This is a genomic window from Bacteroides intestinalis DSM 17393 (assembly GCF_000172175.1).
Lineage (GTDB): Bacteria > Bacteroidota > Bacteroidia > Bacteroidales > Bacteroidaceae > Bacteroides > Bacteroides intestinalis.
Window position 1 is genome coordinate 1,291,396 of record NZ_ABJL02000008.1, and the last position, 25,569, is coordinate 1,316,964.

The 25,569-nt window shown below is 40.7% G+C and carries 18 protein-coding genes; 4 read left to right on the forward strand and 14 right to left on the reverse strand.

The features are described 5' to 3' along the window. The first annotated feature begins 44 nt into the window (after positions 1-44). Together BACINT_RS14585 and BACINT_RS14590 are read left to right on the forward strand one after the other, a co-directional pair. The gene (locus BACINT_RS14585) at positions 45-2,234 is read left to right on the forward strand and encodes a tetratricopeptide repeat protein (protein ID WP_007664384.1); all 2,190 of its coding nucleotides are present in this window, start codon (positions 45-47) and stop codon (positions 2,232-2,234) included. 19 nt (positions 2,235-2,253) lie between these two features. After that, the gene (locus tag BACINT_RS14590; protein WP_007664385.1) at positions 2,254-3,252 is read left to right on the forward strand and encodes a M20/M25/M40 family metallo-hydrolase; all 999 of its coding nucleotides are present in this window, start codon (positions 2,254-2,256) and stop codon (positions 3,250-3,252) included. Between the two features lies 1 nt (position 3,253). On the opposite strand, the gene BACINT_RS14595 is transcribed toward BACINT_RS14590, so the two are convergent. From BACINT_RS14595 to BACINT_RS14615, 5 genes are all read right to left on the reverse strand, one after another. Further along, entirely contained in the window at positions 3,254-3,835 is a 582-nt protein-coding gene (locus BACINT_RS14595) for a Maf-like protein (protein ID WP_007664386.1), read from the reverse strand. Between the two features lie 45 nt (positions 3,836-3,880). After that, on the reverse strand, positions 3,881-4,408 hold the full coding sequence (locus tag BACINT_RS14600; protein WP_007664387.1) for a KdsC family phosphatase: 528 nt from the start codon (positions 4,406-4,408) through the stop codon (positions 3,881-3,883). A 106-nt stretch (positions 4,409-4,514) separates the two neighbouring features. Continuing rightward, positions 4,515-5,309 carry a Rossmann-like and DUF2520 domain-containing protein gene (locus BACINT_RS14605; protein ID WP_007664388.1) on the reverse strand — a complete coding sequence of 265 codons (795 nt, stop codon included), beginning with the start codon at positions 5,307-5,309 and terminating at the stop codon, positions 4,515-4,517. After that, on the reverse strand, positions 5,306-5,641 hold the full coding sequence (locus tag BACINT_RS14610) for a hypothetical protein (RefSeq protein ID WP_007664389.1): 336 nt from the start codon (positions 5,639-5,641) through the stop codon (positions 5,306-5,308). Before BACINT_RS14610 ends, BACINT_RS14605 begins: the two co-directional genes overlap by 4 nt. A gap of 2 nt (positions 5,642-5,643) precedes the next feature. Further along, the gene (locus BACINT_RS14615; RefSeq protein ID WP_007664391.1) at positions 5,644-6,180 is read right to left on the reverse strand and encodes a nitroreductase family protein; all 537 of its coding nucleotides are present in this window, start codon (positions 6,178-6,180) and stop codon (positions 5,644-5,646) included. A gap of 176 nt (positions 6,181-6,356) precedes the next feature. On the opposite strand from BACINT_RS14615, the gene BACINT_RS14620 reads away from it, so the two are divergent. Then, positions 6,357-7,340, forward strand: coding sequence for a GNAT family N-acetyltransferase (locus tag BACINT_RS14620; RefSeq protein ID WP_007664392.1), 984 nt, complete (start codon positions 6,357-6,359; stop codon positions 7,338-7,340). 2 nt (positions 7,341-7,342) lie between these two features. On the opposite strand, the gene BACINT_RS14625 is transcribed toward BACINT_RS14620, so the two are convergent. Further along, entirely contained in the window at positions 7,343-10,177 is a 2,835-nt protein-coding gene (locus tag BACINT_RS14625) for a DUF4961 domain-containing protein (RefSeq protein ID WP_044155061.1), read from the reverse strand. 1,939 nt (positions 10,178-12,116) lie between these two features. Between BACINT_RS14625 and BACINT_RS14630 the strand changes: the two genes are divergently transcribed. Beyond that, the gene (locus tag BACINT_RS14630) at positions 12,117-12,314 is read left to right on the forward strand and encodes an ATP-binding protein (RefSeq protein WP_007664394.1); all 198 of its coding nucleotides are present in this window, start codon (positions 12,117-12,119) and stop codon (positions 12,312-12,314) included. 67 nt (positions 12,315-12,381) lie between these two features. Here the strand turns inward: BACINT_RS14630 and BACINT_RS14635 are convergent, their stop codons facing one another. The 8 genes from BACINT_RS14635 to BACINT_RS14665 all read right to left on the reverse strand — a co-directional run bounded on the left by BACINT_RS14635 (position 12,382) and on the right by BACINT_RS14665 (position 25,006). Further along, complete coding sequence (locus BACINT_RS14635) at positions 12,382-14,349, reverse strand: alpha/beta hydrolase (protein ID WP_007664395.1); 1,968 nt, start codon at positions 14,347-14,349, stop codon at positions 12,382-12,384. Positions 14,350-14,489: 140 nt separating this feature from the next. Next, positions 14,490-16,445, reverse strand: coding sequence for a glycoside hydrolase family 13 protein (locus BACINT_RS14640; protein ID WP_007664396.1), 1,956 nt, complete (start codon positions 16,443-16,445; stop codon positions 14,490-14,492). Between the two features lie 70 nt (positions 16,446-16,515). Beyond that, entirely contained in the window at positions 16,516-17,175 is a 660-nt protein-coding gene (locus BACINT_RS14645; protein ID WP_232288769.1) for a glycosyl hydrolase 53 family protein, read from the reverse strand. Positions 17,176-17,257: 82 nt separating this feature from the next. Then, complete coding sequence (locus tag BACINT_RS24580) at positions 17,258-17,446, reverse strand: hypothetical protein (RefSeq protein WP_007664398.1); 189 nt, start codon at positions 17,444-17,446, stop codon at positions 17,258-17,260. A gap of 140 nt (positions 17,447-17,586) precedes the next feature. After that, positions 17,587-19,029: an Outer membrane protein SusF domain-containing protein gene (locus BACINT_RS14650; protein ID WP_021968267.1), complete on the reverse strand. Its 1,443-nt coding sequence runs from the start codon at positions 19,027-19,029 to the stop codon at positions 17,587-17,589. Between the two features lie 35 nt (positions 19,030-19,064). Beyond that, positions 19,065-20,237 carry a SusF/SusE family outer membrane protein gene (locus BACINT_RS14655; protein ID WP_007664400.1) on the reverse strand — a complete coding sequence of 391 codons (1,173 nt, stop codon included), beginning with the start codon at positions 20,235-20,237 and terminating at the stop codon, positions 19,065-19,067. A 39-nt stretch (positions 20,238-20,276) separates the two neighbouring features. Continuing rightward, a complete protein-coding gene (gene susD, locus BACINT_RS14660; RefSeq protein WP_044155062.1) occupies positions 20,277-21,953 on the reverse strand; it encodes a starch-binding outer membrane lipoprotein SusD in 1,677 nt (558 codons plus the stop codon). A gap of 20 nt (positions 21,954-21,973) precedes the next feature. Then, positions 21,974-25,006: a SusC/RagA family TonB-linked outer membrane protein gene (locus BACINT_RS14665; protein ID WP_007664402.1), complete on the reverse strand. Its 3,033-nt coding sequence runs from the start codon at positions 25,004-25,006 to the stop codon at positions 21,974-21,976. Positions 25,007-25,569 lie beyond the last annotated feature (563 nt).

A 25,569-nucleotide genomic window follows, 5' to 3' on the forward strand; every position in this document is an offset into this window, starting at 1 on the left:
TTTTTGTACCTTATATTAATAAAGTATTAAAGAAAGGACTGAATATGAATGAACAATCCATCCAAAAACAATATAACCAAATAGTCAATTTATTGGAAGATAAACGGCTGAAAGAAGCTCTTGTTCAACTGGATGCTTTCTTATATAATGGTAACGACTGGAGTCTGCGTAACCGACTGGAACAAATCCAGACTTCCTATCAATATATGTTGCAATATATGAAACTGGGTATGAAAGACCCTGAACGGCAGAAACTGTATCGCCAGCTATTGGCTGATACATGGGAGATTGCCGACCAGACACGTATTGCATTATTAGATGAAATATCCACCCACTATTACCACTCCCTGCGCAGGAATCCCAAGCAGCTTCCGAAAGCTTATGGCATTTCTACCCTGCAAAAGATACTGGAAGGCTTTGCAGATGAAATGGCTGTATCACAGTTAGCAAACTACCAGGGCTTGGACGCTATCCTGAGACGACATGAAGAGACACACCAGGTAATGTTTCTTACTACTTGGAGCAACAGCAGTTGGACTTTGGAAGAATTTGCCCAGGCAGAAGATATGCTTCGTTCGGAGACATTGCCAACCAATGACTTATGCCTGTTTGTCAGTGCTGTCACACTCAGTTTAATGGAGTGTTTCGATGAGCGCAAAGTAAATTGGTTGCTCGACGGGCTTCGCCATACCAATCCGCAAATCAATCAGAGAGCATTGGTAGGACTTGTTATTACCTTGCATCTCTATCCTTCACGCATTGCACTTTATCCAGAATTGGAAGCACGTATTTCTCTTTTCAGAGAAGACCCGAACTTCAGCAAACAGGTGAACCGTATTTATATCCAGCTACTTCGTAGCCAGGAAACGGAGAAGATTGACAGAAAGATGCGGGAAGAAATCATTCCCGAAATGATGAAGAACGTGAATATCATGCGCAACATGAAGTTCGGTTTTGAAGAAACAGATGAAAACGACCGCAATCCCGACTGGGAACAAGCTTTCGAGCAATCGGGTTTGGGAGATAAAATACGCGAGATGAACGATCTGCAACTGGAAGGAGCAGATGTCTATATGAGCACATTCGCACAACTCAAAGGGTATCCTTTCTTCCGCGAACCACATAACTGGTTCTACCCTTTCGACCGGATGCATTCCAGCATTATCCATCAGGTAGGTTTGAACCAGAGCGGTGAGAGTTCTGTCCTTTCCATCATCCTGCAATCGGGATTCTTCTGCAACAGTGATAAGTATTCATTTTGTTTCACCATTGCACAACTCCCACAGGGACAACGTGACATGATGCTAAGTCAGATGACTCCTCAGGATCAAAGCGACTTTATGGAAGAAAAGAACAATGCCAGCCTGAAACAATTTGCTGAACGGCCTGATGTTATCAGTAACCAGTACATTCACGATTTATACCGTTTCTTCAAACTTAGCCAACGCAGATTCGAGTTTCATAATATCTTCCAGGAAGAGATTGCATTGCACCGCAATCCGGTACTGAAAGAACTGTTGAGTGCTCCCGAATTATTAGTAGCGGTTGCCGACTTCCACTTCAGCAAGGAGCATCCAGCAGAAGCTTTGGAGCTCTACCGGATATTAATAGATCGAAAACAAGCCAATGCGGACATTTTCCAAAAGACAGGTTTCTGCCTGCAAAAGGAGAAACGCTATCAGGAAGCTGTGGACGCTTATCAGAAAGCTGATATGCTGAAGCCCGATCACCTGTGGACACTTCGCCACCTGGCTACTTGTTACCGCCAGATGAAGAATTTCGATGCAGCTTTGGAATACTATCATCGCGTAGAAACTATTCAACCGGAAAATCGCAATGTATTGTTCTATACCGGTAGTTGCCTGGCAGAACAAAAAAGGTATGACGATGCCCTGCAATATTTCTTCAAGTTAGACTTCCTGGAAAACGACTGTATGAAGGCATGGCGCGGCATTGGCTGGTGTTCATTTGTCAGTGGTAAGCATGAACAGGCTATGAAGTATTATGATAAACTCCTTGCCGCCAAGCCACTTGCTACGGACTATCTCAATGCCGGACACGTGGCCTGGGTACTGGGAAACATAGAGAAAGCAGTCGGGCTATATGGTAAGGCCATGGCAGAAAGCGGAAGTAAAGATGCTTTCCTTGAAATATTCGACAGAGACCGGAACAGCCTTCTCAAACAAGGCATTGCAGGAGAAGAGATTCCATTAATGCTGGATATTATTGAATAAAGACATAAATAAGTAGCTGATGAAGAAATACTGTATCCTGGCTCTATTCTGTTGCCTTAGCTATCTGGCAGCAGCACAAAGCCCTGTAGAGAAAGGACTGGAAAGCATAAACCGGACATCTGCCGAAGCATATATCGGTTTTCTGGCTCACGATGAATTACAAGGGCGGGAAGCCGGATACCATGGTTCAAAGGTAGCTGCCCAATATATTGCTTCATTGCTTCAGGCAATGGGAATACAACCATTGGGAGACAGCTATTTTCAACCTTTTGAAGCATACAGAAGAGAACGCCAGAAAAGGGGAAAGCTAGAGGTACACCCCGATTCAATAACCTTATTCAAAAGAGAAGTACATCAGAAGCTCTCTATGACGAATATACTGGGAATGATCCCCGGTAAAAACACCAGTGAGTATGCTATTGTCGGTGCGCACTTTGATCATTTGGGAATAGATCCTGCTCTTGAAGGTGATCAGATTTATAATGGTGCTGATGATAATGCTTCCGGTGTGTCAGCCGTTCTGCAAATAGCCAGAGCATTCATTACCAGCGGCAAACAACCGGAACGAAATATTATTTTTGCCTTCTGGGATGGTGAGGAGAAAGGATTATTGGGTTCCAGATACTTTGTACAAACCTGTCCGTTCATTTCGCAAATCAAAGGATATCTGAACTTCGACATGATAGGTCGCAATAATAAGCCACAACAACCCATGCATGTAGTTTATTTCTATACGGAGGCCAATCCGACTTTTGGAAAATGGCTAAAAGAAGATATAAAGAAATACAACCTCCAACTGGAACCCGACTATCGTCCATGGGATAATCCCATAGGCGGTAGTGATAACGGTCCTTTTGCTAAAGCGGGAGTTCCTATTATCTGGTATCATACAGATGGACACCCGGATTACCATCAACCCTCTGATCATGCAGACAAACTGAATTGGGAGAAGATAGTGGAGATAACCAAAGCATCCTTTCTGAATGCCTGGAATCTGGCGAACGAGAAAGAATATTAAACTATACTTTCAGTAATTCCCTGTACAATTTCTGCACAGGAAGCCCCATGATATTATAGTAACTACCCGAAATATTTTCCACTCCTATAAAACCGATCCACTCCTGCACTCCATAGGCGCCAGCTTTATCCATCGGTTGGAAATTATCTACATAGTAGGCTATTTCCTCTTCACTTAAAGTGGCAAAACGCACCTCAGTTTGTGCAGTAAAACTACGCTGCCAATCGGTAGTGGTTATGCATACGCCGGTGAAAACCTCATGGGTACGCCCGGACATAGTGCGCAACATCTGCAAAGCATCTTCCCTATCCCGGGGTTTGCCCAGCACCTTGCCATCCAGCCATACAATTGTATCGGCAGTAATCATCAATTCACCGGGTTGCATCATGGCAACGTAAGCGTCCGCCTTTTCTTTAGCGATATACAAAGGTATATCCGCACCCTGCAAAGTCTCAGGATATGATTCATCCACATCGGGCAAAGTCCGCACTTCATAGTCCACACCTAAACCTGCAAGCAATTCCTTCCTTCGCGGAGAATTACTAGCAAGTATCACCTTATACTTTTTCAAATTGTCCAACACCGCCTCTTCAATTTTTAATTATTAATTATTAATTTGCTCATCATCCTACCATCCGAATGCTTTATCATCCATCCAAAGTCCCTGAACTTTCAGGACTTGTTCCACGACATCCCGACCACAACCATAGCCACCATTAGCATAAGATATATAGCGGGAAACAGCCTTCACTTCCGCTGATGCATCTTTAGGGCAACATGGCAATCCACATTCACGCATCACCTCAATATCGGGAATATCATCTCCCACATAAAGAATCTCTTCATCTTTAAGACTATGACGATCACGAAAATCATGATAATCATGGATTTTCACAGAAGAAGACATATAAATATCCACAGAAGGAATTCCCAAAGCCACGAAACGTTTGCGAACAGCCTCAGATCGCCCACCGGTTATGATGCCCAATAGCAGCCCCTGTTTACCGGCAAGGTGCAAGGCATATCCATCCTTAATGTTCACGGTACGCATAGGCTCGCCATCCTGACTCATCGGGATAACGTTAGCACTTAAAACGCCGTCAACATCAAAGACAAGGGCCTTTATCTTCTTTAAATCGTAATTGATAGTACTCACTATATTCGGTTTTTAGTTGGGTTATTTATCAAAAACAATAATGCTTGTTATGTGGTAAAACAATACTTGTTATGCCTCAAAACACTGCTTGTTATACACCGGAACATTACTTGTTATGCAAACGATGTATGCTCTCGCTAACCAATCGATATAATTCCTGCATCTCCGGCTCACCCGCAAGCATCTCCAGATGTTTATTGATCACATTCTCATCATAACGTACAGCCGGCCCCGTCTGCGCTTGTTTCGGTTCCAATTCATGCACTTTACGGGCTGTCTCATCAATCAAAGGCAACATGGCATTAAACGGAAGATCATACTTTTTCAGCAATTCAGATGCCAAGGCATACATGTGATTCGTAAAATTACAAGTAAACACAGCAGCCAGATGCAGGCTCCTCCGTTGCTCGGAAGTTGCCTCGTATACTTTCTCCGAAAGAACAGAAGCAATTGCTTTTAGCAACTCTGTATCTTCAGACGAATTACTCTCTATAAAAAAAGGCACTACGCGAAAATCAACTTCGCGCTGCTTACTGAAAGTCTGCATAGGATAAAACACTCCATAACGCGACGTTTTACCTTCCCAGACATTCATAGGAATACTTCCGGCTGTATGTACCAGTAAAGTATCTTCCTTTCCGGCAACAATTTCAGGCAATAATGTCACGAAAGCATCATCCTTTAAAGAGACAATATATAGCCGGGCATCCTTAGATACTTCAGAAAGTTCAGTTGTATATCCAGCCTCCACCGCCTGCGCCAATGCACATGCAGCTTCTTTTGTACGGCTATAGACCTGTACTATACGAAAACCATTCTTATATAAAGCCTTAGCCAGATTAGTCGCGAGGTTTCCGGCACCGATAAAGACTATCGGCGTATCTTGTACACTTCTTTTCATCTTGTAGCCAGCCAATATAAAATAATTCCGAGAACTAACAGCGCCACAGGCAACAGATAAGCAGACATCGTACCGAGTAATGCTGTAATCAATCCGAAGTTCAGTATTAACCATAAACCGATCAACACCAGCCCTACAGACTTATCACGCTTGAAGATGAGAAATATCACTGCCGTATAAAGGAGGAAATTGTCCTTATTCATCACCCACGGCAGACCGATACTTGAGAAGTGTATCAATTTGTCCACCAGATAAAGTATACCGAAAACAATCAACGTAACAGCCGTAGCCCTGTAAGTATCGCGGTTATTGTTTGCTTTTGCTGCGCTCACTGTTACTTTCCTCCGTATTTATTGATATGAACTTTTTCCCATTGCAGATGTTCTTCACTGAAAGGCTTACGTTCCATGCCTTTGTGTCCGATAGCAACGACACTGAGTACTTGCAGTTGCAAGGGAATATCAAGCACTTCGCGCACATATTCATCGGACGGCATACCGGAAGCGGTGAAACGTTCGCGCACCTGTACCCAACAACTGCCTAAGCCCATATCTTCTGCCTGTAACTGTATAATAATCGAAGCAATGGAAGCATCTTCAATCCACACATCACTCGCTAACGGATCGGCCGTCACCACAATTGCCAACGGTGCATCAGCAATAAATTGCGACGCCTGCGCCTTGCAATGTGATAGTTTTTCGAGCAACTCTTTATCATCCACCATAATAAACTGCCATGCATTTGTCCGCTTGGAAGTGGGTGACATCAGCGCAGCTTTCATCAAAGTAACCACCTCTTCCTGCGTCAACTCTTCATCCGTAAACTTCCGCATGCTGCGGCGAACTTTTAGCAATTCACTGAAATTTTCCATATATCATAATATTATTAAGTTACGAGTTACAAGCTACGAGCTACAAGTAGCTGCGCTATTATACCGAATGGCACTCGTAGCTCGTAGCTGGTAGCTTGTAACTTAATTTAGCGCATTGCGCTAAATTACCATTTAAGAACGCAAAGATACAAGATTATTTTCTAAATTTGCAGTCAATGCCTTTGAAACTGACGACATATTACCACAGGAGTGACATCCCGGAACTGCCGGGCAATAATACATTTCACTCCATCGAGTTGTTTCATATCTACGAAGCAACCCCGGGTTATACGCCCCTTCTCATTGTTGCATCAGAGGCAGGAAGGCCCTTTGCCAAGCTATTGGCGGCAATACGAAAGAGTGTTCGTTTGTTTCCACCCTCTATCATCAAGAGATGTGAAATCTATGGCACAGGAGAGTATTTTGATGAAACTGTTGACAAGGAGTTTGTCTTTGGTGAGATGTTGCAACGGTTAACGGCCGAGGCATTACGGGAGGCATTCCTTATTGAATTCCGTAACCTGGAAAACTCCCTGTTCGGTTATAAATCTTTCCGCAAAAATCATTACTTCGCCATAAACTGGCTACGGGTACGTAATTCATTACATAGCATTGAGCATGTAGAAAGCCGTTTCAGCCCCTCACGTATCCGTCAGATAAAAAAAGGATTAAAAAATGGTGCAGAAGTGCGTGAAGCTCATACTCCTGAGGAAGTACGTGCTTTTTCTCAGATGCTGCACCATGTTTATTCTTCTAAAATACGCCGCCACTTCCCCAGCAGAGTGTTCTTCCAACGCATGGAAGAAGAAATGATGAAAGGGGAGCAAAGCAAAATATTCATTGTCACTTACAAAGATAAAATCATAGGCGGTAGTGCCTGTATCTATTCCGAAGACAGTGCTTACCTTTGGTTCTCCGGTGGTATGCGCAAGACGTACGCCCTTCAATACCCGGGCATACTTGCCGTATGGCATGCTCTATCCGATGCCAAACAGCGGGGATACCGCCACCTTGAATTTATGGATGTCGGTCTCCCCTTCCGTAAGCACGGTTATCGCGAGTTTGTCCTGCGCTTTGGCGGCAAGCAAAGCAGTACTCGCCGCTGGTTCCGTTTCCGTTGGGAATGGCTGAACAGAATACTGAATAAGATTTACGAATAAATCTATTTCATTATTTTGCAAACCTGCACTCTGCCATCTTCCATATAAGCCCTTGCCATATAATAGCCAACAGGCAAAGCAGACAGACCTACAGAAGTGCATTTTTCCTGTGTCATCACCAGCATTCCATTCACAGAATATACTTCTACGCGTTTAGCTTCTCCGGCAGGCAGCACCAAAGTATCTATGCCCCTGTTGTAATACATTAAGGGCTTTTCTGCATCAGGAGCAGTAGTCTCAATACCTGTCTGAGTCGGTTTAAAGTTAGTAAAGAGACGGAACTCATGAGCAGGAACAGCAATAGTCTGTGTGGTACCTGACACACTCAATGGCTCATTATCTTTCAGGAGTTCATACCATGTACCTGTTTCCGGGAAAGTTACAGAAAAGTTCTTATCTGCCAGCGCAAAGTTGCCAACAACTACAAGAGACTTTCCATCGGTAGAAGTAGCTGACAAAGTACGTCCATTGTCCCAGTTAGCAATACCTACTTTCCAGCTAAATGTAGTATTCGAAGCAAATAGTTCAGGATATGAATGACGAAAATCTAAAAGAGTAGCATACGTTTCATACAATCTTTTTCGGTCAGCATCTTCAAAGTAGTCCCAGCGTATCGGTTTGGGGTCGGTACGATAACCACCTTGATCATCATATTTAGAACCGTCACTGTTGTTGTTTATGGAGAAATCATATCCCAACTCACCAAATTGCCAGATCATCTTCGGTCCGGGTACGGTAAGGAAGAAGGCGGCATTAGTGGCTAAACGTTTGGTGCGGGTAGAGAGATTAATATCACTTCCTGTTGTAGGACTTATTCCGTCATTCTTACTCGTAGTTGATGCTATTACTCCGGTATTTCCCCATTTCCAGGCTTTAAACCCTGTACGTTCTTCATCATGACTCTCCATATACCCCACTAAACTACCAGCAGGCATACTTGTTCCCGCACATAAACCACTGAAATCATTTTCCGTAGTCCATCCCATTGCTGTCTGGCAATATGAATGATTCATATTGCGCCACAATAAAATACCAGCTTCCGCCAATTGTTTCTCTTCACTATTAGCTGCTAAATGTTCAAAAATAACGTAAGCGCCCGGTTGCCGCTTTTGTACGGCAGCCGACATACGCTTCAAGTTGGCGATACGTGCATTATCCGGTCCGTTTGCCCAATCATTTGTTCCATAAGGAGTATTAGAGAATCCTTTTGTAAAATCATAACGGAAACCATCAATTTTATATTCCGACATCCAAAAGCCGGCTACGCTATCTACCAAAGCACGGGTATATTCACTCTCGTGATTAAAATCACGTCCCCACGAAAGACTCGGGTTCTTTATATTTGAATCTTGATTATACCACGGATTATCAGCAGAGGGTCTTCCATCCGCATCCTTATACAAAAGATAGAAAGGAGACTGGTCAAAGCTATGATTCAGCACAAGATCGATAATAACAGCCATCCCTTGACTATGACATTCATCAACAAAAGCTCTTAAATCATTTTTTGTACCGTAATACTTATCTACGGCAAAATAGAATGAAGGATTATACCCCCAGCTCGTGTTTCCTTCGAACTCATTAATAGGCATCAGTTCGATTGCATTTACTCCCAGATTCTTCAAGTATTCCAGTTTCTCTTTCGCAGCATTAAAAGTATGTTCCTCAGTAAAATCACGAATCAGCATTTCGTAAATAACCAACTTTTCAGAAGCAGGGCGCTCAAAGTTCTTCACTTTCCAGTTATAAGCAGCCTGTCCTGTTTGCAGGACGGAAACAATACCTTCTGCTTTTCCGGTCGGATAAGGTTTCAGATTCGGATATGTCGTACTTTCAATATACTGGTCATTCCAAGGATCCAAAACTTTATCTGTATATGGGTCTGCCACATAAACAGAACCATCTACCAAATATTGGAAAGCATATTCTTCTCCTTTAGTCAGTCCTGAAAGAGTCACCCAGAAATATTCACCGTCTTGTTTCAGTTGATAGTCCGCTTTGGGCGTCCAATCATTAAAGTCACCTACCACATACACATACTTTTTACCCGGAGCCTGCAACACCAAAGTTACTTCCGTATCACTGACATAGTTAATACCGGGGCGTACTCCCTTGGGCATCGTTTCCGAAGTACTTGTTCCATTCAGTACTGTTACTTCCTGTGTAACAGAAACAGTTTTACCATTGGCTGTAGCCTCTACTTTCAACGTATAGCTCCCGGCAGTTGAGAATGTGTGAGATTTGGAAATAGTAGTAGCATTAGCTTCCGTAGCTATTTCAACAGCATCCACATAGAGTTTCAAAGCAGAAGCCGTAGAGGCAGAAGCTTTAATAGTAAGAGGCGTACCGATAAGTATATTTTCTTTTTCAGCAGGTTGGTCGAAGCGAACGGTCAAGCCAACAGTATGTACTTCAACAAAGATATCTTTTCCACCTGTATCCTTGCCTTCTTTTGATTTATCCGCACTACGGAAAACAAAAGCTAGTTGCTCTACAGTTTCTCCATCTTTAACACCATAATATTCACGAATATTTGGAGTTATTTTCAGTTGCCATTTATCATTTCCTAATGAAGTCAATTTATACTTCGCCGAGTTATCTCCCCAAGTTGGGGCGTGCTTCCAATCTCCGGAACCTGTGCTTTGATTTGTTATCACTCCCGTATGTGCATATACATCACCGGTAAAACCTTTCAGCCCTGCCGTACCTTTCGTTGCATCAAAGATAATGGCAACTTCGTCATTTTCCGTTGGGAAAGTCGGAGTAGTAGTTATGATCTGTGCTTGCATGGCAACCACTGCCAACAAACAAATTAAAAAGGAGTAAAGTCTTCTCATTCGGTATCAATTTATTGGTTAATGGTTCAAAAGTACGCCGGTTATTCCGAACTATCAAACTCTTGAGATAGAAGCAGGAAAAGAAATAATGCAAACGGTTGCATGAGCCAAAGCATACATTCCTGATCAACTGGTTTCTGTCGACAAAGATATAACAAACCTGGAATCAACTTATGGGATTTGGTGGGTTCCGTCGGTCTTATTGGAAAAATATTTTTTCCCAGTTGGAGAAATATTTTTTCCCAAGTGGGAAAAAAACAGAGCTATGCGAAACTTGCAAACTTGCAAAACTTGCAGCCCCCCTCACACCCACGCGCGCGCGTATAATAAGGTGAATTTTGATTTTTAGTTGGCTCGGTCTATCACTTTCCAGAAAAAGATAAAACTATCATCAATAATCTATGCCGCTTGCAAGACTTTCACAAAGCGGCACAGATTATTTTATTCCTTGAGCAAAAAAAGGGATAATCTGTTGGCGAAATTAATTCATATCGGAGAAGAAAGGAGGAAAAGGAGTGATAAGCTTCTATTCATTTGTCTGAATTTTCTACCAGCTAAGCAGCAAAACGTAACTATTTGATTATGAGTATATATAAATAGAGGCTATCTCAGTCGTATACTTAAGGTACCTCAGTCGTATACCGAGATACCCTAAGTATACGACTGAGGTACCCTAAATATGCGTCCCGGGGTTAGGTACCTGCTTTTTGTGAAAGAATATTCCTTTGTCGTTTGGTTCATAACCGAAAAGAAAGGAATCAAATGATAATTTATCGTCTGCAGGCTGAAAGCCTGACATTATATAGCGTAGGGCATCGCCCTACGTATTGATTACGCTCTCTATCTTAAGCCCTGAAAGGGCGCAATAAAGGTGTTATACTCGGTTTCGCCCTTTCAGGGCTCCTGTAGAGATATGCTATTACGTAGGGCGATGCCCTACGCTATATAATATCAGGCTTTCAGCCTGCACATGATAAATCCCTATTTCATTCATAACCGCTCAGAAAAGAGTTAATTCCGCCAACGGGTAGGATATTTATTTTGGTGAGTTTGCCCTGCTCACCGGTACTTTCCGCTCATTTTCGATTTTTATCACCGTTCTCTTCAAATCCTTTCCTCGCGCGCGTACGTGTGTGGGTGTGAGGGGGGCTGCAAGTTTTGCAAGTTTGCAAGTTATTACGACCTATGAGCTATGCAGCTTTAAATTATTAATGCGATTAAAAATTTATTAACACAAATAATAAGTTACAGTCAACTCATCATAGGACGTTGTGAATTTTCATTTTGATGTGGTCGCCTTGAAAGAGAATGAAAACACGGCTTTTTCATTTAAGCTTTGAATTGGACGTACAATTCCCCTACCCATGCCAGTACGGCATGGGCGAGAATACCATTATTGGTAATCAATACGTTACAAATACATCAAATCTGAATTTTTCTCATTTTTGAGCCAGAAAATACACTTACTGAGCCTGCCCAATATTACAAGCATAAGTATATCTTCAAGTTTGTGTTTGAAGTTTCCCCTGCTTGTTCTGCGGTATTCAGGGACTGAGGATACAAATTTTCTCAAATGAGTCATGATGCTGCCACGAAGACAGTCAAGGTGTTTCTCTTTAGCAATATCGTATGTAAAAAAATTACACCAACGAAATAAATCGTATTTTTGCTATCGCAAAAACAAAGGCGGAAGACAATATCAACATCATATCCTATTGAATTCCGCCTATAAAAAAAATAAAAATGAACGATAAAAAGAAACACCTAAGGCGGTGCTTCCGCATCGCTGTGCACGCATATAAGCATTTTTACTACAATTACAAGCGATGAACAATATTTCTTAAATGAAAAAGCCGTGGAACGGAAAAGAGAAATCAAGTAATAGTTTGGTTATTATGGAGTAGAAACATTATTTTTGTATCATATAATATTTGCAGCTATGGAATTTGTTGATAGAATAGAGGAACAGCAACGTCTGATTAAGACATTGAACAGTGAAAAGCCTACTTTTGTCGTGGTATATGGCAGACCAAACAGAACGTGCCACCAAATCAGCCTGTTGGCAAAAGAGATCGGTCTGATATTTCCGGACGACACTGTCCACAATTTTAGTGGACAATTACTAAATCCATATTAGCAATAACATACCATTTTAATAGGCTTATCATTCATATAAGACAAAAAAACATCTCTTACTTTCCACTTCATTGGACGTTTTCATACCTCTTTTTAATATTCATGAATTCTGTCACTGTCTCCCAATACTGCTTTTTGTTCTGTGGACGCGGATGCCAATCCGGATCAGGACTATTACGAACAGCCTCTTCCCAATTTCCATCATTCACAAATTTATAGTCAATAGTGCAGGAAGATAATTCCTTTATAGGTTTAAGAAATATATATCCATCAAATAAATCTGCTAAAGTAAAGTCTGTATACCCCATTGAGTAGTAACTATGATCACGTAATTCTCCTATAAGCGACCTCTTCAAATCAAAACCAACAGGTTTATTGTTGTATTTGCTCATTATCACTTCCAATTTTCCTACTGCTGGAGAAACCAATGCAGGCTGATGATTTGGATAATTAAAGAAAGGTTGATGTAAAGCCACAGAAACTACTTTCGTATTATATTTTGAATAGAGTAAATTTCCTAAGAAGCGCTTTTCGTAGCGCACAAAATCAGGAGAAGTATAATCATAATAAGGAAAACAATAGGATGTAAATGCATGAATTGTCCCTGTCAAAACCAATATTTTCTCATGGCAAGACAGCACTTCACGTTCTAAAAGTGCACATCTGAAATCTTCCGTATTCCCCAAAGGAAAAACTTTTTTCATATTTTCCGGTGTTCTCACCTTTTCAAACGCTTCCCAATTATACCGATAACTGATATTCAAAATACGGAACCTCCTCGCTTGTTCCGGTAACGAACGATTCCACTCCCATGCAGCCTTATAAATACTCATATACTCGACGATAGCCCATCGGGTATTATAATTAAACATCAACTGACGAGCCAATTGTTCATCATACTTTGGTGCATTTATCAATGAATCTAATTGTCGTTGATCTTCGTATGCCCCGAACTCCATACCCAACATATAAATACCATTCTCATACAATTTAGGTATCATGTTTCGAACAAAATCCAAATTCTCTTTCACCCCATGATCCTCAGCCAACAAAACAATGTCTGCTTCCTTAAATTTAGATATCAAATAATCATCAGGTGAAAGGTTCTTATCGTGATTATCACAAATAGCATTCTTCCTTTCACTTCCCAAAAGAAATATCAACGGATTATCCAAACGCTTATTCCAATCTTCCTCCGTATGTCCAGCTCCCGGAAAAACCTTAGATATCCACATGGGGGTCTTCCAACCTTTCCTCGCCATCAGACTATCCAGTTTATCTTGATAAGGAGGATAATAAGCATCTAAAGTGGCATCTCCCCTATCCATATAAATCATACGGCTGTTAGCCTTTGGGAGATTCTTATCCAGATAATTCCGAAAAGCTTCCGACCATTGGTCCGCTTTTTCTTTAGAGAGTTCATTACTTAATATCATAGGGACATGAGTTGACATACAAGCAGCTCCTCCAAACACTTCCGGATATTCACAAAGTGCATATAGTGAAATTAAGCCGCCCATACTGGAACCCATCACAAAGGTATGCTCAACACTTTTATTCGTGGAATACTTTTTATCAATAAAAGGCTTAACTTCTTCTACCAAAAAACGAAGATAGTTATCCGCATTAAACCCCACATCACCCGGAACTATACTATCCGGTAAGTTCTTCAATGCTTTTTGAGGAAAGTAGTCTGCATATCTCGTTTCCGGGATGTTTGCCACTCCTACAACAATACAGGGTTTGATCTTCTTTTCATTCAGGAGTTTTCCTACAACTTCATCAATCCCCCATTCTTGCTTATTCCAAGTGGTATTCGCATCAAACAGCATTTGACCATCATGCATATAAAGAACATCATACTTCTCTTTTGGAGAATAATCAGAAGGTAGCCAAACAAAGACATCACGCGGGGTGACAATTGAAGAGTTAAAGCCAGGATACTCTACAAGTTGTCCTAAAGAAACGGTTTGCTGCGCAATACCATAATGACATAGCAGCAAAGTAAATGCTATAAAAAGGAATTTCATTTTCATTGTATTACATATTTATCCATGACCAATGTACTTACAAGCTGTTACAAATACAATTTAGAATGTTATTAAACATACCATTATTTCTAATATTGTCTGTTCCTAAATAAATCACTAACTTACGAAACCTCAATTACTCAATATCATAATTCAAGCACAAGCACTTCTTTTGGCTGCAAATGAAGTTTTTTTCCTAATGGCACATTACTATCCGTCAACACATTCTTCGAATTAGTTCTATCTCCTATAACCTCTTTATAAAACGTTAAATCCAAGTCAACTTCCTTGTTAACTCCGTTCATTATAACCAGTATGCTCTTACCATTATAAGAACGCTCATACACATATACATTGCTACGAGGCATGAAATGCTTCATTTTGCCTTTAGATATAGCAGCATTTCCTTTACGCCAATGCAGCATTTTTTTCATAAAATTGAAAGCTTCCTGTTGCATAGCCGTTCTCCCACTTTCTTGAAAAACACTAATTTCATCTCCATTCCAACCTCCCGGCATATCCGGACGTACATATCCAAAATCTTTCTTTGTACTACCAGTCATTAATAATTCCTGTCCATAATATAATTGTGGAATACCAGGAATTGTCAACAACATGGTAACCGCCTGTTTATATACATTCAAATTTTCCGGATCTTCCAATAAAAAACGATCCGTATCATGATTCTCAAGCAGACGCATCACATTATTAATATCAGGATAGCAAAAATCATAAGCAAAATGTTCAAAAAGAAGTTGCAGACCGGTATTCCAAGATGTTTCTTCATGGAAAACGTCAGCTGCTATTGTCCTTAAACGAAAATCCATCACTGATTTCAGTCTTGTATTAGCTTTCCCATTTACTATGTTGTTTTGCTGCCAATATGCAGTACCGACAGGGTTATTAGGAACCATAACTTCACCCACAATATTAAAATTTGGATACTCCTCAAAAACTTCTTTACACCAACGTACCATCATATCCGGATCCGGATATACATATGTATCTTGGCGAATACCGTCCAAATCAGCATATTCAATCCACCAAATTGAATTCTGAATCAAATAATCAGCAACAAAACGATTCCTCTGATTCAAATCGGGCATTGTAGGTACGAACCACCCATCCGTTAATTCCAGTTTATCTATATCCGAAGCATAAGGATCAAAAAATACAGTTTTATTATGATTGGTCTCAACATATTTATGCGAATTATTAAACCAACTGTGCATCGGTGGATCGAGCAACCAAGGATGATTGGTTCCACAATGATTAAAAACCATATCCATTATCAGTTTCATGCCACGTTGATGCATAAGTTCTGCCAAACGGACGTAATCCTCATTAGTTCCCAAACGAGGATCTATTTTATAGTAATCGGTTGCAGCATAACCATGATAAGAACCTTCACCCATATCATTTTCCAAGACAGGAGTCGTCCAGATTGCTGTAACACCTAAACTATCTAAATAATCAAGATGTTGCATGATACCGGCTAAATCCCCGCCATGACGAGCATTCACATCCTTACGGTTTACTTCATAAGGATGCCTCATCTGTATACTGTCATTGCTTTCATCACCATTGGCAAAACGGTCCGGCATTAATAAATATACAACATCAGAAGAATTAAAGCCAATCTTATCTTCACTACTACGCTGGCGTTCTTTCAATTCATAAGTACAATTTAATTTACGTTTACCTTTAATAAATTCTATTTGAAATTTACCTGGCACCGCATCTTTCACATCTAAATACAAAACCAGATAGTTCGGACTTTCCATTGGACATACTTCCTTTAAAACAACTCCCGGATAATTAATTTCTGGTTTATATGTTGCTATATTCAATCCGTACACCATCAACTGTAAACGAGTATTCTTCATACCACACCACCAAAAAGTAGGTTCTATTTTATCAATCGCCTCACTTTTCTTGTTAGAATAACCAGCAGAAAGCCCGACAAAGGTATCATGCAAAGGTACAGTAGAAGATTCAAACTCAAGATATTCAATGATCTTTTCTGACAACACTATTTGTTTAGCAAATCCCGATTGACATAACAATAAAACAAGAAATAAAAATAAAGTTCTAATTTTCATGATACATAAAGTTTAAAGATACTATTACAAAACATAATGATCCGCTAATAAGGAATAAGAAAAATTCAAATCAACGAGTAATCGGTTGTATAAAGAAATGAAGCTCTTTCATTGCTGGAAGTACCTTCCCTGTATGATTATCAAAAAGTCCACGGTTAATCCATCCCTTAGTTATGGTATTGCCACAAGCATTTTCTTCGGGAAACCACCAAAAAACTCCCGTTACATTGGTATGACGACGTAGTTCAGCTACCAGCTCATGAGTAAATACACGTTGCCCCTCGACAGTAATAGGATAGAATTCAGAGTGTTCATATGCACTTTTTGCCCATTGATCATTCTCGTAGGAATAGTAGGCGGCAGCCTCAACTATCATCACCTCCTTGTCCGGAAATTCTATAGCAAGAGAATCAAGCGTAGCAGCAAGTACCCCTACAGCCTTATGCCACATAGAATAATAACTAAGCCCAATGATATCGTAATCAAGTTGCCACAAATGATTGTAATAAGTTTTAATTTTATTCCATTCACCTGCTTTCTCTGTATGTATGATTATTTTTGCTTTGGGACAAATTTCACGACAAGCCTTAGCGCCACTCTCCAAAAGTTTAACAAACAAATCCCAATTTTCCATTCCAAGCGGATCCACTTTTGCTACTGGCCATAACATTCCATTGATTATCTCATTACCCACTTGTATCAAGTCAGGGAACGCTCCTTCTTTCACCATATGCTCAAGACTATCCTTAGTATATTCATATATGCTATCTGGCAAAGAAGTCACATTGAAAAAGACGGACACGGATAGCATTTCAACCTTGTTCTTTAAAATATTCAAGAGGTTTTACAACTCTTCCTTTCTCATCACGATACACAGTTCCTGCCTCCTCGTAACTTGGCAACAAAGAAATATCACCACCCAAAAGACGTTGTTGAGCATGAGTTTCGACACATAAAGTTAGCAAGAATGAGATAACAAAGATTAATCTAAGATGCTTCATAACGACATTATTTATGACTTCAATGGAAAAACAAAGCCCTCTTCCCCATTTTTTTCAATTATGAGAAAGAGGGTCTTTATCAAAATACCTAACAGCGTTGATCTTTAAAATCACTATAGATATTCTATAGTCAACCTCAGTTAATTAACAGCTTCAATCGTACAATAAGATTTACCTTCACAAAGAGGATAAAGGTTGATGGTATACGTACCAGCCGTTTCAATCTTCAAATTAGCACCGTTATTGGTAGTTAGATTTTCGCGAGTGCCACCCCAACTAATATCCCAAGCATCATTGGCACGGAATTTTAACTCATCCGCTTTCAATTCGGTAGTGATAGTCCAATAATGTACGGTACCTTTACCTTCTTCTGTGTATTCTGCCAATTCCATATCCGTATCGGCATCCCAACCACTGGGAGTAGCAGGACCAATGATACCTATCGCAATGGGAGTCAAGGTATAAGTCTTCTCATTCAGATCAACAACCACTTGATAGAAACCCGCCTCTTCGGTCATCATAATATTGGCAGCATCAGCAGCAGTACTGAAGTCTGCGCCATAGTTAGTACCATTCCAATTCTCCTCTGAACAGAATTTGAAACCTTCTTGATTGAGATACATATAGCCCTTATAGACATTATTATATTCAGGACTTGCCATTGCATCAATCTGTTTCCAGCCGTTTGCAGCACCGGCCATATAGAGATAAGCAGTAGCAGGAGTAACCGAATAAGTGTAGTTGACAGCATCAAATGTAATGACAAAATGCCCTTTTCCTGTAATTGTAGGAGTTTCCACATTATATACATCACCCGTCCAAACAGCAAAGTTTTCAGTTTTGTCGTCACCATTTACACGGCAACCAATCTGCCCGGCATTAGCAGCATCCCAACCGCCAGCTATATCATAAGATTCATAGATCTTAAACCAGTTAGAACCTGCAACCTTAGTTTCTATCGTAGCTTGATAAATCCCTTCTTTACCTTCAACGGCCTTCATAATGACGGGATGTTCAGGATCCCAATAGTCGCCCACTTCAACAAAATCACCTATCAACGCATATCCGTCAGCACAAACTTCCGGGGTAGTTATCGGAGTAAGTTTGGCTTGAGAAGTGCCCGAGATGTTTACCGCTTCACCATTTCTCAATTTAACGGCAAGATTCATATTCACATCCAGCACACGCTCTACATGGGCACGGCTGAAAAAAGCATCGCGAACCACAGAATCAAGTTCAAGAGTATTCACCTTCACTATATTCCCTGTCTTGAATGCAGCATTGATGGTTACCCCATTGATATTTATACTGTTCACCTTGATTGAAGCCACCTCGGAATTCGATGAAGATAGAGCAGCTATTTCCACAGAATCAGTCTTTTGTGCTTCCTCTTCAATAGTACTGTAAAACTTATCCATATCTATGACCGCATCAGCACCTGCAGCGAAACTAATTTCATATTTAGCAGCAGCCTCTTCGGGAGAATTGGATTGGGGGTTAGCCCAATCCGTATAGTCATCCGTACAAGCACCTAAGGTTATTCCGGCGAGGAATAGACCTGCGAGTATTTGATTTTTCTTCATAATGTTTTTCTTTTTAAATAAGATTATCATTCAGCTTATTTCACCTCACCCGTATCTAAGCCATCTTCAGTAGAACCTACAGTAAGATAGAGCTTTTGTCCTGCTCCGGCATTTACACTATATTCGGATCCCATATCAGTGTTCCAGTTGCTGGCTATATTGGCATTCTCACGCCAGAAAACCTTGCCATCCAAAAGCGTAAACTCTGTTTTCCACCAGTCAAACTCACCTACTTGAGCATAAGCACGTAACTCACCTCCTGATACAAATTCAGCAGATACCCACTGACCACTGTTATCTGCGGGAGCAACCATCGGAGTAGAAGGAGTACCAGGAGTAAATCCTCCATTAGGATCACCAGTAATAAAGAGTTGTGCCGGATAAAGAGTCAGCGTGTAGTCAATAGCTTCACCATTAATCTTACCCTTAATATAGAGCGTATACCAGCCACCATTTTTTACTTTCACATTGCCACCATTATCAGAAATATCTGCACCTGCTTGATCATCAATAGTTTTAAAATCAGCATGACCCAACCATTGTTGAGGATAAGTTCCCCACTTGAATTCGGCGTCGTTAGGAAGATAAACTATCGTAAAGAAGTTACCAGCCATACCATTAATAAGTGCCATTGGTCTCCAAGTTGTCCAAGCAGCACCAATGCTCGAACCGCATACATAGAGATCTTCGGGCAACGTTATACTCGGAGCCTGATAAGTAGCTATCACCTGAATCTTAATAACATTAGAGTAGCAATTCCCCAAGTCCATACCATTAACGTTAGCATGTAGACGTACATAGAGTTCTTTCACTTCATTAGAAGGATATGTCACGCCTTCATTAGCATCCTGAAACATAGTAATTACAGCATCATTCAATCTACTACCAGATACTTTAATGGTAGCAGAAGTAGAGCTTGTCACAACTTTATACACAGGTTCTTCTGCTGTAAAATCTTCAAAAGAAATCTCCACATCGTAGTTAGTACTCAAAGGTATGCCACCGTAATCAGGTTGGCTGGTGGTAAAAGTGAGTTCATCAGTAGTCAGCAAATCCAATACATTATTGGCTGCGTTGGCAGGCATATTCAATACAAATCCTGTAGTATTTTCGTGGAATGTAGGATTGCTATCCATATCCTTCTCACATGAGGTGACCAACACCAAAGTAAGAACGGGTAGCAACATTCCCAGCAGTATCTTTTTCATATTATTGTTTCGATTTTAGTAGTTCGATAATAAATTCTATTAATAACGCGGATTTTGAGTCAAGTTCTTATTGCCATTGATGTCATCAGCCGGAATCGGATATACGTTGAAGAAATTTTCTACACTTTTTCCTTCTGCTACACCTCCCTTGAAATCCCAAACATATTTGTCACCAGTGAAAAGCCCGAAACGAATCAAGTCACTACGACGACGACCTTCCATATAGAACTCACGACACCATTCATCAATAATATATTGTTCGGTAATGGTAGCAGGAGTAGAAGCACCTGCACGGCTACGCAAAACTTCAATGTCAGCACGTGCTTGTTGCGGATCACCTGTCAGACGGAACTTAGCTTCTGCACGAGTCAGATACATCTCGGCATAGCGTATCAAAGGAATATCAACATCGGGGAATTCATTGTGTGAAGTCGCTGCACCATCCGTGCGGATATTACTCCATTTCACAATAGCAAGACCGGAGTTAAAGCCTGCAATCTGTTCAGCCTGTAACTTACGAAGTCCACCACCGCAACCGGAATAGAAGAGTGCACGATGATCGTTAGCCTTTTCCTGTACATCTTTGGTAGCAGTCCCTGCTGCAGCATCAAGTGCTATTATTTCAGCCTCCGTTGCACCATCGGGGGCTTTCTCTGTAGCAAGCGGACAATCTTCAATAGTAGGGAAGAACTTCTTAACTAAAGCCGCACGGGAGAAGTTACAACTCCAACCATTGGAAGTACCCATATAAGGCATTCCGGTGATACGAGTAGAACTTACCAAATAGTTGGCACCACTATAACTTTTTGTTTTAGCTCCATCCTGACGGATAGGCAGAATAATTTCTTTCATGGCTTGCTGATTTTGGTCATTGTCGGCCATAAACACTTGTTCATAACCTGTATAGCCATTCTTTTCAGTCTTGGAAAGCTCGTATTTTCCATCAAGCAGGTCACAATAGTCAATAGCCTTCTGATAGTCCTTTACAGCACCTTTGGTATAAACAGCAGAGTTCAGAGCTAAACGGGCATGGAGCATATAAGCAGCACCTTTGTCGGCACGCCCAAAGTTGGAAGAATTATTAAATGCACCCACTTCGGCAAGATCCGGCTCTATTTCAGTCAATTCTTTGTCAATCCAATCATAAAGTTCTTTACCAGCTTTCTCTACCGGCAACTCATAAATGTCATAAGTTGCCTTGAAAGGTGCCTTTCCCCAAAGATCAAGGAAGTACCACATATGAAGCGCACGTAGGAAACGTACCTCGGCACGATAAAGTTTATAATCAGGATCTTCTGCTTTATCCTCTGTGTTAGTAAGATAGAAATTACAAAGTGTCACATCAAAAGCCAGACGCTGGAATGCCCATTGCACGCGGACAGATGAAGCCGTCCAGTCAATATTGGTAATTTGAGGAATATCTGGGTCAGTCTGCCAAGCCCAAAGACATTCATCGGTACACAGTTCTTGCAAATTGAATGTAGTACGGTAAAAGCCGCTTTCACCTTCATCACTACTAATATCGCCACTACCGGCAGGACCTTTTTGTCCAGTCAGACCCAGTGTACTGTAAATTTTAGCCAGCAGCTCCATATCTCCATACGATGAACTGGACTGCGGATCAATAGACGAAATATTCAAGTCGTTGATACACGACGTTGCCACTCCACCCATAAGAAGGGCTGCAAGGGCTGTTTTCAAAAATATATGTTTCATCTTTATATGCATTTAATAGATTAGAAATTCAGGCTCAAGCCTATTTGAATACTGAAAGGACGCGGATAAGGATTAGAGTCAATACCGCTTGCCACTTCAGGGTCGATACCTTTGTACTTAGAAATAATGAAAGGGTTTTGAGCAGTAAGGAATGCACGGCCAGAACATGTTTCATGACCAGCCACCTTAAACAATGCAGGAAAAGAGTAACCTAAAGTGATGTTCGAACACTTCAGATAAGAAGCATTACGTACGAAATAATCGCTCAAATAGTTATCGTTACCTACTCCTACACCGGTAAAGCCTAATGCTACAGCCTCTGCAGTAGAGTTATGCAGGGCACTATTGGAATACAGACCGGATTGGCTGACCATTGCACGATTCGACAAGAAGTCGTAGTAAACATAGTTACCGATAGAAGCACGGAAAGACATACTCAAATCCCAATTCTTATAAAGGAATTTAGTCGTAAGCCCCATAATAACATCAGCAGAGGGCTTCTTGTAAAAATAGCGGTCACCATTGTCAATACGTCCGTTTCCATCACGGTCTACGTACATACCTTCAATAGGTTTGCCATTCTCATCATATACTTGTTGATAAACAAAGAACGAATTAGTAGCTTTACCTACAGTATTAGCCTGAATCAGAGTATTGTTACCACGACTGATTTTATCTCCTGCCCATGCATAGTAACCGGCATCGCCATCCACTAAGTCAGTAATCTCATTATGATTCCAGGCAATATTATAGCTCACGTCCCAAGTAAAATCTTTAGTAACAATAGGTTTAGCATTAATAGAGAATTCCACACCATAATTCTTCAGCGAACCGATATTCTTTGTCAATTGAGAACCAAACTGCATTCCTACAGGAATAGTAATAGAGTTCAGCAAATCTTTGGTTTCACGATAGTAACCATCAATATTGGCTGAGATACGGTTATTCAGAAAACCCAAATCTAAACCGGCGTTATAAGTAGTTGTAGTCTCCCACTTCAAATCGGGATTGTAAGCCGACGGACGCATAGTGCCATAGTAAGTATCACCAAAAGGATACTGAGCGAAAGAGTCACTTGAAGTATAGTGAGTTTCATAACCGAAGTCAGAATTAATATCCTGCTGACCTGTCATACCCCAACCTAAACGGAGTTTAAACTCATTCCACCAAGTAAGCTTCTTCATAAATGCTTCTTCATTGATTTTCCATGCCAATGCCACGGAAGGGAAATATCCCCATCTGTTATCACTTGAGAAACGCGAAGAACCATCGGCACGGAACGTAGCTGTAAGCATATATCTATTAAGTAGCGTATAGTTCAGACGTCCAAAGTAAGAAACTAAAGAATTATGCGTAGCCCATGCTTGTTCTTCTCTTAATTTGGCATCATGAGGAGTACCATCGTAAGGATCGGTACCTTGACCATAGTCGTAACCACTGCGGTGGAAATGACTTTCTTCAGCACCAACCATTATATCGAAATTATGAGCGCCTACTTCCTTCACATACTGAGCATAAGCATTAGCAGTAACACTATATTTATAAGTCTGCGTTATTCCATTCCAGCCAAAGTAGTTGTTAGAATAAGAATACTTGGAGATTATATCGTCCTGTTTACTTTCCGTATACTGTCCACCATAGCTGGCATGCAGACGTAAATCTTCAAAACCATGCACCTTATAGTCCACATCAAAGTTACCTGTAAAGTCATTGGCAGCAGCCTGCACATCTTTAAGTTTCAACAGAGCCAGAGGATTCTGAGGAGCATTGGGATTATTAGTATATTTCCACTCAGCATTGAAATCTTTAGGCGACTGTGTATGTTGGAAATAGCCATCAAAGAAAGGAGCACGGGCATCATCTGCATCGAAATATACAGGCTGCGTGGGATCCATCGAAAGGGCAGATCCTATCGCACCTCCTGCATCAGCATAACGGTCTTTCTCGTACATATACTTGGCATTGATCTTCAAATTGAGGTGATTGTCGAAGAAAGAAGGAGAAAGATTCAAGCCAATGTTGGCACGACGCATCCATGAAGTTTCAACGATACCATCAGAAGAATTATATCCCAAACTCAAACGATAAGGCATATTCTTCAAACCACCGGATACTGAGACATTGTGGCTATGCGAGATGGCAGTGCGGAATATTTGGTCCTGCCAATCCGTATTAGCATTACCCATACCTACCTCACCGGCTTTATCTCCCCAAATGTCATTGACAAGTACACGGAATTCATCACCATTAAGTACATCATACTTTTTCTGAATCATTGAAATCGTCATGTCACCATTATAAGAGACTTTGGGAGCAGAACCACTCTTACCTTTCTTAGTAGTGATAATGATAACACCATTTGAAGCGCGGCTACCGTAAATAGCAGTAGCAGAAGCATCCTTCAAAACTGTAAAGGTTTCAATATCATTTGGGTTTACCATAGCCAAAGGATTACTCATTCCTTTTGGAGTATTGTTATCGATAGTCAAACCATCAATTACAATCAACGGGTCATTTGAGGCATTGAGGGAAGATCCACCACGCACGCGAATCTGAGCACCTGCACCCGGAGTACCCCCCGCAGTGATAACATCAACACCAGCTACTTTTCCGACCAACATGTCTTGTGCATTGTTAGTGATACCTTTACTGAGTTCATCCGGTTTGATTGCCGTTACCGAACCTGTAAGGTCATCTTTCTTCGTACGACCATATCCCACAACCACAACTTCACTCAAGAGCTCCGCATCATCTTTTAGCGTCACCATTACCATAGAAGCGGCTGCCACCTCTTGTGTCTGATAACCAATAAAAGATATTGTTAATGTAGCGCCTTTGGGAACAGTCAACGTAAAGTTTCCATCAAGGTCAGTAATTGTACCATTAGAGGTATTACCTTTCTCTACGACATTTGCGCCTATCACTTCCAATCCCGTGGCATCTTTTACATGCCCTTTCACGGTAATGTTCTGTGCATAAACGCCTACAGACAAGAATAACCCTACTAATAGGGGAAGAATCATTCGATAGATTCTAAGATTAACTTGCTTCATGCATTTAAAAAATTAAAGTTAACAATATTAATTACCTAAGTATTATATATTCGAAATTATCTTTCGATTGCTTTTTTGCTTTTAAGCTATCTATAACACGACGCAACAAAAATATGCTTTATTAAAATATTAAAATATAAGAAAGATAAGAAATATGCAATAGCAGCAGTGCAAACGATTGCACGGAATTGCACAACTACAGCCAGATGAAAGAATCTATATTTCAAAAGAAGATCTGATAGATATATTAAGCATTTTCAAATGGGAAAACGTCATGAAATATCAAAACGGAGCCTAATTTTACAATTTACCCTCACAATGATTACATTTGCATACATTCTATAACACGAACAAAAATTCAAAACTGCATTCCAGCATATTCTATGAATAAACAAGGAATAAAAATTCGTCATTGTTGCATATACATACCACAATACAAGTTATTTATGCAGAAAAAGGTTACTACTTATGGGTGGGTAATATAGTTACTATGTCATTTACTTACTTTCATTTGCATCTTTCAGCTTTCACCAGCAGCAGGATAGAAACAGCGCATTCTCAGC

Excerpts from the sequence above, each read along its gene's own strand:
- BACINT_RS14650 (WP_021968267.1), bottom strand. The coding sequence starts at position 19,029 with ATGAAGAAAAATCAAATACTCGCAGGTCTATTCCTCGCCGGAATAACC.
- BACINT_RS14625 (WP_044155061.1), bottom strand. The coding sequence starts at position 10,177 with ATGAGAAGACTTTACTCCTTTTTAATTTGTTTGTTGGCAGTGGTTGCC.
- susD (WP_044155062.1), bottom strand. The coding sequence starts at position 21,953 with ATGAAACATATATTTTTGAAAACAGCCCTTGCAGCCCTTCTTATGGGT.
- BACINT_RS14605 (WP_007664388.1), bottom strand. The coding sequence starts at position 5,309 with ATGAAAAGAAGTGTACAAGATACGCCGATAGTCTTTATCGGTGCCGGA.
- BACINT_RS14620 (WP_007664392.1), top strand. The coding sequence starts at position 6,357 with ATGCCTTTGAAACTGACGACATATTACCACAGGAGTGACATCCCGGAA.
- BACINT_RS14590 (WP_007664385.1), top strand. The coding sequence starts at position 2,254 with ATGAAGAAATACTGTATCCTGGCTCTATTCTGTTGCCTTAGCTATCTG.
- BACINT_RS14665 (WP_007664402.1), bottom strand. The coding sequence starts at position 25,006 with ATGAAGCAAGTTAATCTTAGAATCTATCGAATGATTCTTCCCCTATTA.
- BACINT_RS14585 (WP_007664384.1), top strand. The coding sequence starts at position 45 with ATGAATGAACAATCCATCCAAAAACAATATAACCAAATAGTCAATTTA.
- BACINT_RS14630 (WP_007664394.1), top strand. The coding sequence starts at position 12,117 with ATGGAATTTGTTGATAGAATAGAGGAACAGCAACGTCTGATTAAGACA.
- BACINT_RS24580 (WP_007664398.1), bottom strand. The coding sequence starts at position 17,446 with ATGAAGCATCTTAGATTAATCTTTGTTATCTCATTCTTGCTAACTTTA.
- BACINT_RS14645 (WP_232288769.1), bottom strand. The coding sequence starts at position 17,175 with ATGGTGAAAGAAGGAGCGTTCCCTGACTTGATACAAGTGGGTAATGAG.
- BACINT_RS14640 (WP_007664396.1), bottom strand. The coding sequence starts at position 16,445 with ATGAAAATTAGAACTTTATTTTTATTTCTTGTTTTATTGTTATGTCAA.
- BACINT_RS14655 (WP_007664400.1), bottom strand. The coding sequence starts at position 20,237 with ATGAAAAAGATACTGCTGGGAATGTTGCTACCCGTTCTTACTTTGGTG.
- BACINT_RS14615 (WP_007664391.1), bottom strand. The coding sequence starts at position 6,180 with ATGGAAAATTTCAGTGAATTGCTAAAAGTTCGCCGCAGCATGCGGAAG.
- BACINT_RS14635 (WP_007664395.1), bottom strand. The coding sequence starts at position 14,349 with ATGAAAATGAAATTCCTTTTTATAGCATTTACTTTGCTGCTATGTCAT.